The 458-nt window shown below is 60.9% G+C and carries 1 protein-coding gene; it reads left to right on the plus strand.

The window, feature by feature from the left end:
* Positions 1-458: transposase (locus AC5ZGW_RS46985; protein WP_207231228.1), on the plus strand; the 458-nt coding region annotated here is incomplete at both ends.

Consider the following 458-nt stretch of genomic DNA (forward strand, 5'->3'; position numbering starts at 1 on the left):
CGCTGCCAGATCCACAAGGCCCGCAACATTATGGAACGCTTGCCGAAACAGCATCATGCGGCCACCCGTCGGGTGCTGCGCCAGGCCTGGGAGCTCGATGACGCCGACAAGGCTGAAAAATTGATCCGCAATCTCGCGCGTCGACTCGACCAGCAATGGCCTGGCGTAGCGGCGAGCATTCTCGAAGGCCTCGACGAAATCCTGACCGTCGTCCGGTTGAAGCTGCCGAAGGAGCTTCGTCGATCGCTCGCCTGTACCAACATCGCCGAGAACATGATGGGCACCATTCGCCGCGTCACGCGCAACGTCAAGCGCTGGCGGGATGCCGGTATGGCCTTGCGATGGGTCGCGGCCGGCATGATCGAGGCCAACAAGGGCTTCCGACGATTGAAGGCACATCAGCAATTGGCGATTCTGCGTGCGGCCCTTCAAGCTCACCACAATCCCATGACGATCAA

This window comes from Bradyrhizobium sp. Crot121, assembly GCF_059512385.1.